5 protein-coding genes are annotated in these 8458 nt (G+C 55.4%); 2 read left to right on the top strand and 3 right to left on the bottom strand.

Translation table 11 applies throughout. The features are described from left to right. The 3 genes from VGE80_RS11290 to VGE80_RS11280 all read right to left on the bottom strand — a co-directional run. Positions 1–1183 (bottom strand): hypothetical protein (locus VGE80_RS11290; RefSeq protein ID WP_440592742.1); only part of this gene is annotated, 1183 nt, incomplete at its 3' end. A 58-nt stretch (positions 1184–1241) separates the two neighbouring features. Further along, positions 1242–3710 (bottom strand): hypothetical protein, encoded by a 2469-nt coding sequence (locus VGE80_RS11285; RefSeq protein ID WP_373650672.1) that lies wholly within the window; start codon positions 3708–3710, stop codon positions 1242–1244. Between the two features lie 158 nt (positions 3711–3868). Continuing rightward, the gene (locus VGE80_RS11280) at positions 3869–6190 is read right to left on the bottom strand and encodes a BatA domain-containing protein (protein ID WP_440592741.1); all 2322 of its coding nucleotides are present in this window, start codon (positions 6188–6190) and stop codon (positions 3869–3871) included. Between the two features lie 661 nt (positions 6191–6851). Between VGE80_RS11280 and VGE80_RS11275 the strand changes: the two genes are divergently transcribed. Further along, complete coding sequence (locus VGE80_RS11275) at positions 6852–7601, top strand: cyclic nucleotide-binding domain-containing protein (RefSeq protein WP_373650670.1); 750 nt, start codon at positions 6852–6854, stop codon at positions 7599–7601. Positions 7602–7889: 288 nt separating this feature from the next. After that, a partial coding sequence (locus VGE80_RS11270) for a 3-keto-disaccharide hydrolase (RefSeq protein ID WP_440592740.1) occupies positions 7890–8458 on the top strand: 569 nt, incomplete at its 3' end.

Here is an 8458-nt window from a genome sequence, read left to right as displayed (position 1 = left end):
ATTTCATCGAAATCGACGCTTCCGAAGCACCAGCCGCACCGTGAGTGAGCGTGATCTCCCACCGATCAGGTCCAACATCCCCTTCGATTCTGGCCTGAGTCAGCGGTTTGTTGGCAGTGATCTCCAGGATGAAGTCGGTCTGCAATGGAAGCGAAATCTGCGAGCCATTCAGCTCGTTCGATGTCCGTTCCACACCAGCACTGCTAACGGTGTTAAGACCCGTATATTCCGGGAACAGACTGTGCAGCGTCACACGAGTGACCTCCGGGGGCGGAACAACGTCGACAACGTAAGGATCTGAATGGCGGTAGTCCCCTCCAGAGACCCAAAGTTGAGCCCCCTCAATCAATCCAACAAACGTATGCCTGAAGACCTGATCGGCAGAAGGGGTCAGCCAGATCTGAGTTGTACGGCGCCCCATCTGACTGTCGAGTCGAATTCGGCGGGGGGGCTTTTTTCCTTCCGGCACTTCAACAACGACCGTGAGGTCCCCCCCTTTCGGATGTCGATAGTGGCCTTCCACAAAATCCCGAATCCGGTCCCCAGGTTGAACCACGACTTTCATCACCAGTTCGGTTTCCCGGGTCCAGTAGCCATCCTTCAGTCCCAAATAGCCGGCGGCCCAGCGTTCCATCGCCGCGGAGTCCACCACCATCATTCCGAAGATCGATGCAACCAGAACAACGGCGCCGACAATCGCTCGGCGAAGAGGGCGACTATCAAAAACTGAACCCAGATCCAGCCGGGATGCCGTGCTGGTGACATCCTTCAGTGTCCGCTGCAACATGGCCGCAGTGACGGGCGAATCCGTCTCAAGGAGGCCTTCAGACGCTTCAACGGCCGTTATCAGTCGATCGTCCAGTTCGGGAAATCGCCGTTCGAGGACCAGCGCGAGTGCCCTGGTGCGGAACCCGCGAAACAACCGCAGCCCGATCCACGAACAGGCCCCCAAAGTGACGAGTGAAATTCCGGCGATCAAGACGGCTGCGCGAAACCAGCGAGGAAGCTCCAGGTGACTGAGCTGAAAATAGGCCCAGTCAAAGGCGAAACTGGACCAGAAGAGTAGGCCCAGCACGACAACGACGAGAGCCAGCCCTTCCCAGAAGACATAGGAACGGATTCGTGACTTGAGCTGATCAAGGATAGAAAGAGCTTCAGCGGGAAGTTGGTTAGGCGTAGTCATGTACCGCTCTTGAGCTTTTAACTTCTGGGGATGCGGAATCGCTGGCCTGAGCCAGCGGTCAGGCCAGCTTCAGGATCTTTCTCGTCAGCCACTCAATCGAAAGAATCGAGACCAGCAGGTACATCACCCACTGACGATCCCACAGCGTTCTCAAACGTTCGGGGACATAGAACTGTTCCCCCCGGTCAGGCAACAGGCCTGGTAGTTCCACAATCGCTTCGTCCACAGTCAGGTACTTCCCCCCGGTATCGCGAACGAGGTCGGTCAGCAACCTGACGTTCTGCCGGATATTCTCATCTTCCAGCTTCGGCAGCGCAACCACGATTTCGTCGGTGACACGCTCACGCGAATCCGGAAGCAGCAAATCGAGCTTGTAGGTACCGGGCAGACTGACACGAAAATCACCCGTGAAAACACCGGGACTGGAAGGATCACGACGCAATTGGCGGGGCGGAGTGAGTGGTTTTCCAGCAGGGTCGTGGATATCCAGGGTCACTGTTTCCGCTTCGAGGGGATCATATTTCGCGTCGAGGACACGTGCTCGTACGCGCAGCGTCTGACCGATCAGCAGTTTTCGACTGTCTGGCATCAGCAGGCCTCGCTTGGTGCCGCGTTTGGAGCGACCTTGTCCCACTTCGCGAATGGTCTTAATCCAGAACCGGTCATAGTCGTCTTCGCTCACCGACCGCAGCCGCCACATCTCTGCACTGCCAAGGTAGAAAACAAAGCCTTTGCTCAGTGGTTGCCCCGCCATCAAGACGGGGGGCTCACCTGCGGCACGGGGGTCCGAAAAGTTCGCGTAGACCTTCGCACCGGCCTTATGCCCATTCGTGGGGTAGCAGCGATAAATTCCGGGGAATGCTTTCCAGCGAGCGGCAGAAGTGACGGGGTCGTCGGTCAATTGGAGGAACCCCAGACTTTGCCCCTCTTTGCTAAACTTAACGGGCCATGGCTGTGTGGAGTCCTGGTCAAAACGAGACGAGGTGAAGTAGGAGCTGAGGAAAACAGGATAGAGTTCGAGTAATGGCCGGTATGCCTCGTCCCCCGCCGCTCCGGAAGCAGCAGCATCACTCATCCCCGCCAGGGTGGGTGTATTCACGTCGCCGGCAACGAGGATCAATCCTCCCCCTTCGAGACTGACCCAGTCTGACAGAGTTTTGAAAGACTCGGCCGGGATACTCTTCCAATCCGGGTCAAACGCCATCACGACGTCGTACTCGTACAGTTCTTCTTTGGCTGCGGGAAATGCGGTGAGCAACCTGTTCGATTCCTGACTCGTCCCGGGCCCTCCGGACTGCAGATAGACATCGACATCGAATGACTTGTGCCGGAACAGAAGGTTACGGACGAACTGGTAATCTCGCATTGGCCCCCCGGCGACCAGCAAAACGCGAGTAGGTCGATCGAACGTGTTGACGGTGAAGGACAATTCGTTGTCCTGTGAATTGAACTCCGCGATTCGGTTGGGCGTAGATGCTCGAACGACGTAGGTCACTCGCCCCGCTTCGGTGGGATTTCGCGAGAACTTGACCTCCACCGGGAGTGAATCCTCCAGCAGCGTGGCCTTTTTCCGTTCGACTGCAACAGGCTCAACGTCCGCCCCAGACTTCATCAACAGTTCCACGTCGACCTCTCGTCCTGCCAAACCATTCCCCTGAATGAAGGCAGTGATTTCGAAAGGATCGCCCATCTGGACATCCGTAGGTGAGGCGATTTCAGAGACCGCCAGATTCACAGGTTGCTCGGTTGTTCCCGTGCCGACAGCAATCAAACGGGACTTGGTGGCGATGGCTCGGTCGTGTGTCGTCGCGGGATCGATCCCGGCATTGGACGCACCGTCCGTCATGACGACAAGTCCCGACAGGGTCTTACCTGCAGAGAGACGAATCAGTTCATCGAGGCTTTCCCCCAATCGTGACTCGAGACCGCGAGGCCGCAGCAGTTCCTCCCAGTCCAGTGGTGATTCCGATTCCGGTACGACATCACCGTTGCTGGTCGATTCACCTCCCGTGCGGGGGAAGACCCGATGGGGACCGACCAGTCCCGAATCGTAAGTGAAGATGCTCACCTCATGCTGCTTTCGCAGTGTCTCGACAAGATTCGATGTCACAAGCAGCCGTTTGACTTCGTCCGCCCTTGAAGGACCGGTGGCGGTGCCGGGAGACTCACGCTCGGATGGATTTCCCGCGGGATGCCGCATGGAAAGAGAAGTGTCCACCAGGATGCCAACACGAGACGGTCGGTAGGATTCTTTCTGGGTCCGGTCTGAGGGATTCAGGGCAATCACGAGCAGCGATGCGAGGATGCCGACGCGCAGCAGGATTAACCAGACTCGCCAATACCAGCGAAGGTCCGCTGTGTCGCGAAGATAGAGCCAGATCGACCATGCCACAAACAGCACCGAACCGCCAATTAAGAGCAGCCAGCCCAGGGACGTTGTTGGCCAGTCGAACTCACGCACCGTCAGCGTGGCCGTGTCGACCGCGGCAACAACGGAAAGCATCGATCCTGGGTTGAGATCAAACATCAACGGGTCTCATTCAGGAGATCTGTGAAACAAGAAAGCCAATCCCTCAACCTTATCAAAACGTTGTTCCTCAATGGCCACTTGAGTGAGGACAAATCAGCCGATCGCGATCAGGCTGCCCGGGATGGATACTTGCGTCGTCCATTTTACGATTCCATTCATTCTGAGAATTTCAGCGTCTTGACTGCTTGCGGTGGATGATAACTCAGTTTGTAGGCCAGAGCTTGCTCAAGCACGAAAAGAGTTCCCAGCAACCACAAGAGCCACTGCCGAATTTCTGATCCGGCCTCGCGTCCTTCGACCCAGTCCAAACGCCCGAATTCCTGAATAGTGGCGCCAGAGGCGTTCCCCATTCGCTTTCGCAGATCCGCCGAAGTCGCCAAAGCCAGCTCCCCTTCGCCCGGAGCCGTGTTGAAGGCAATGAGTCTCTCTTCGCTTGCCTGGCTCTGCTTCAACAATCGAACGGTATAGACTCCGGGCTGGTCGGTGTTTCGAAAGACAGCTCTCAAATTCAGCGATCCCTCGTTTGCCACCGGAGCTTCAATTCCCTGGGTAAGAGTTCCGTCCCCGGAATGCCCCTGCCCACCGGTTTCACCGGCACTTTCGGGTGATGCCTGCAGTCTTGTCATTCGATCGCCCTCTTCGCCGGGCGTTTCAATTTCAACAGAATCTGAGTACTCAGCGGGATCGAGGGCCAGGACGATGGGCTCACCGACTTGTCGTTGTTCCGGGATGCGATCCGTTCGTGCGAGAGATTTGACGAGTTCCAGTTGGACGACAACAAAACTGTTATCGGTCGCCCAGTTGTTCCAGTCAGGTTGAGCCGTCGTGAGACACGTGATTACCCGCCCTTTTCCGAAACGGTGTTCCAGGAAAAGCGGATCCTTGCTTCGCAGCGAGGCCATTGTTTGCACACGGTCCATTCGGACCTGATCGTCGCGAACCCAGTCTTTTGCCGCGGGCATAAACTGAAAGATTCGAACGAGTTTCACCAGCGCGTTATCCTCACCCGCAAAGATTCGGAACAACGGGTGTTTCGATGTCAGGATGTCTGCGCCAGGACTGGTCGGATCAAGAATCAATTCCTTCGGAGCACTCTCCAGCGGAATCGGGAATAACCCCGTCCCGTTCCGGTAAAGCTCTGAGTTGTAATGTGCGGGCCGGATCGACTCTCCTACGAACCACGCCAATCCCCCCCCGTCAGCGACGTAACGTTCGAGCGCATCGATGGAATCGGCGGGCAATTCCGGCACGTTTATGAGGTAGATACAGGCGAAGCCATCCAGTGGACGGCGACGAAGGGCTTCGACACTCTCAATCGTGGCCAGGTAACCCGTGGCCTTGGGATCCGCTGCAATTGCGTCTGCGATGTACGAAGCCGCATCTCCCGACGAATCACCGTCGACCAGCAGCACCGAGACAGCCTGCGGTACGTCGACCGCGATGGACCGGTCGTTATCTTCCGACAGTGCATCTGAATCCAGACTGACTCGAATCTTGTGCGTCGACGGAGTGGCCAGTCGAATTTCGAACTCCTGAGTGACCTCCGTCTGCGGTTCGATTTTCTCCAGCAGAACACTCGTGGGAAGTTTGTTGTTGTTATCAGAAACGGAAAGGCGCACATTCGACGCGACCTGCGAGCCATTGTTCTTGACCGTGACACGCATTCGCAGCGGAACATCAACGGCAGCGACCTGGATGTCACCGGTCAGTTCAACAACTGTCAGGTTGGCATGAGCTTCAGGAACTGCACGGACAAGATTGACCGAAACCCCGTTCTCGGCGAGCCCTTCAATGGCCGAAGTAATGGCCTTCTGATCCCGCCAGTCACGCTCACGAAAATCAGAGATCACGTGAAGATGATGGATGTTGCCATTGTCTTCCGCGAAGAACTTCTTCGCCTCCAGCAGGCCCGTCGTTAAATCGAGTGACTGGTTCGTGCACTTAAATGTCTGCGGATCGAGTTTGGCAAGCAGTTCCGCAACAAAGTCTTCGTTGACATTCCTCTCAACGAAGAACGGCTGCTCAGGCTGTGAAAGCCTCAGCAAGGTCAGCTTCTGAGTATTGGGCTGTTGCGCTCCCCCTGCTGCAATCTGGTTGACGACCTTGATCGCCTGCTCAAAGCCACTCGTATCTTCCCATCGCTCTTTCATCGACAAGCTGTCATCAATCAGGACGAGATGATGAGTTTGAGCGCCGCGAAAAATCGACATCTGCGCAGGATTGAGGATCAACCGGGAGATAAGCAGGACCAACCCGATCACAATCAAGATGCGAAGCAGCAACAACAAAAGTTGCTCCAGCAGCAGGCGCCGCTGATTCCGTTTCTGACTTTGCAGCAGAAACTCCATGGCTGCAAATCGAACTCGCCGATACTGCACTCGATTGATGAGGTGAATGGCGATCGGAAGGGCGACAAGGAGTGCGCCCCCCGCGACAAACCCGGGATTGAAAAAGTGATTGGCGAGCCAAGCTGACATCAGGCATCGGCTCCTGAATTACTGCAAAAGTTTGTGAGTCCTGAAGACTTCTTAAACGAGCCCGTGAGCTTTGCAGAATATCCTAAGTCAGCGCCAATTACGACCGCTACAAACAGATCGGCCCCTCGTGAGAATCGGCTGGCCGTCTGTTTCTCGATCACGCGAGTCTTTACGGGAAACGCTTCCAAGACGTCGATTTCGTCGAAGAAGTTACCCACGTGACACATGCCCCAACTCCATTCATCCAAAATCACCTCACTGTCGAAAACCAGGGGACCGGCGCGTGGGGACCAATAAGTCGAGTCTAACTTCAGCAGAGTGGAAAGTCATCTCCCCCTTTCCTCAGACTGAGCCCACTATCGCACCTGCCAACTTCAGACTGTTTTCAAACAAAGTTAATAAACACGCGAACAGTAAAGAGGCAACTGTATCTATTCGCTCGAAACCGAGTCGGGAAACGTCCAATAACGCATTTTTCGACAATCAAAGAGTGGCAAAACAGATTCAATGATGATACGTTGCCACTGCCAGGAAAATGCAATTTTGCGGTTGCAGGATTCGAAGTTTCCGTATTTGATTTGGCCCGTACTCAGGTCGTCAGCTTTCATTCTTGTTAATCACTTGAATGAAGGTTACGTTCTGTTCTTCGGAGGTGGTTTTTATGGAACATTACGAGTACCCCGCAGGGGCGGTCGTATTCATGCCCGGGGATCTTTCCAAGAAAGCCTACCTAATTCATTCGGGTGCCGTAGAGCTTCGACGTGGCACGTTTGATTCTAATGACCGGGAGGCGCAACTCGGTCCTGGCGAAGTCTTTGGTGAATTGAGCCTTCTCACCGAAACGCCGCACACAGTTTCTGCGCGGGTGATTAAGCCTGCCCGTCTTTCTGCCATCACCCGGGATGAGTTTGAACAGGCGCTGAGTTCCGTTCCGACCGAAGTGAACGCTTATATCCATTCGATCCTGGAACGACTGAAGGATTTGACCTCGCGTGAGCAGTGTCTCACAACGGCCATTCGACCGGTCGAGGCACTGACGGCCACCCTCTATCCGTTAACCCGGACTGCCGCGTCATCGTTGCCTCACGCGTCACTACCCATTACGAATTTCCCATTCCGAATCGGCCGATCATCGTCGCAGCGTGATCGGCGGCAATCGGATGGCAATGACCTCTTTCTGGAAGACCGTCAGCCCTACAATGTCTCACGCAATCACGCGATGATCGACATGGAAAACGGCAAGATCGTCGTGAGAGATATGGGATCGTCACTGGGAATCCTGGTGAACGACACCGTGATTGGCGGCCCTTCGGACGAACAGGAAAAAGTTCTGGACTTCGGCGACAACATTATTGTGCTGGGAGGAATGACCTCTCCGTTCCAGTTTCGAGTCAGCGTACGTCACGGATAGTCCGCCACGCCCGCCAGCGTTAACAACGTGCAATCCCGTGTCGGCTTGCAGCGAGCCTTATCGTTCCGCCTGCGGTTTCATTGCCAATCCGCTTCGAGGGTGATTGTTCCCCCGCCCGGGCTGATTCCCGGCGGACCAGGAATCACTTTTCATCTCTGAGGGGCGCTTCCTCGCGCGAATGCGTTTACACGCGTGGATTCTTCCGCCAAACTAGACTCTGTTCGGGGGAAGCATGTGCCGACCCACTGACATTGACTTGGATTTGACTTCTGAGCAGACAGGAATGTTATGAAAAGTTTTCTTGGATTGGTGGCATTGGCGATCGTCTCGCTGAGCACTCTGGGGTGGGCTGCTGAACCGGACAAGGATGGTTTCATCCAACTGTTCGACGGCAAATCATTCGATGGCTGGAAGATCAACGAAAGCCCCGAAAGCTGGAAAATCAAGGACGGCGCCATCGTCGCCAACGGCCCCCGCAGCCACCTGTTCTATGTGGGTGATGACAAGCCCTTCACGAACTTTGAATTCCGGGCCGACGTCAAGACAGAGCCCAACAGCAATGGTGGGATCTACTTCCACACCAAGTTCCAGCCTGAGGGATGGCCGAAATACGGGTTCGAAGCTCAGGTTAACAACACTCAGGGTGACCCCAAGCGTACCGGAAGTCTTTACGGCGTGGTCGACGTGCTGGAGAAACACGTCCCCGATCACGAATGGTACACCGAGACAGTGATCGTGAAAGGGAAGCGAATCATCGTCAAGATCAACGACAAAGTTGTTGTTGACTACACCGAACCCGATGACAAGGTCGCTGGTGCAGACTTCACCCGCAAGATCGACAAAGGAACGTTCGCACT

The sequence above is a fragment of the Schlesneria sp. genome (assembly GCF_036405755.1).
GTDB lineage: Bacteria > Planctomycetota > Planctomycetia > Planctomycetales > Planctomycetaceae > Schlesneria > Schlesneria sphaerica.
Note: the sequence above shows the minus strand (reverse complement) of the source record. Positions and strands in the feature narration are given on the sequence as shown.

What these genes read in the sequence shown, in the direction of transcription:
- VGE80_RS11285 (WP_373650672.1), bottom strand. Translation starts at nt 3,710, where the DNA reads ATGTTTGATCTCAACCCAGGATCGATGCTTTCCGTTGTTGCCGCGGTC.
- VGE80_RS11275 (WP_373650670.1), top strand. Translation starts at nt 6,852, where the DNA reads ATGGAACATTACGAGTACCCCGCAGGGGCGGTCGTATTCATGCCCGGG.
- VGE80_RS11280 (WP_440592741.1), bottom strand. Translation starts at nt 6,190, where the DNA reads ATGTCAGCTTGGCTCGCCAATCACTTTTTCAATCCCGGGTTTGTCGCG.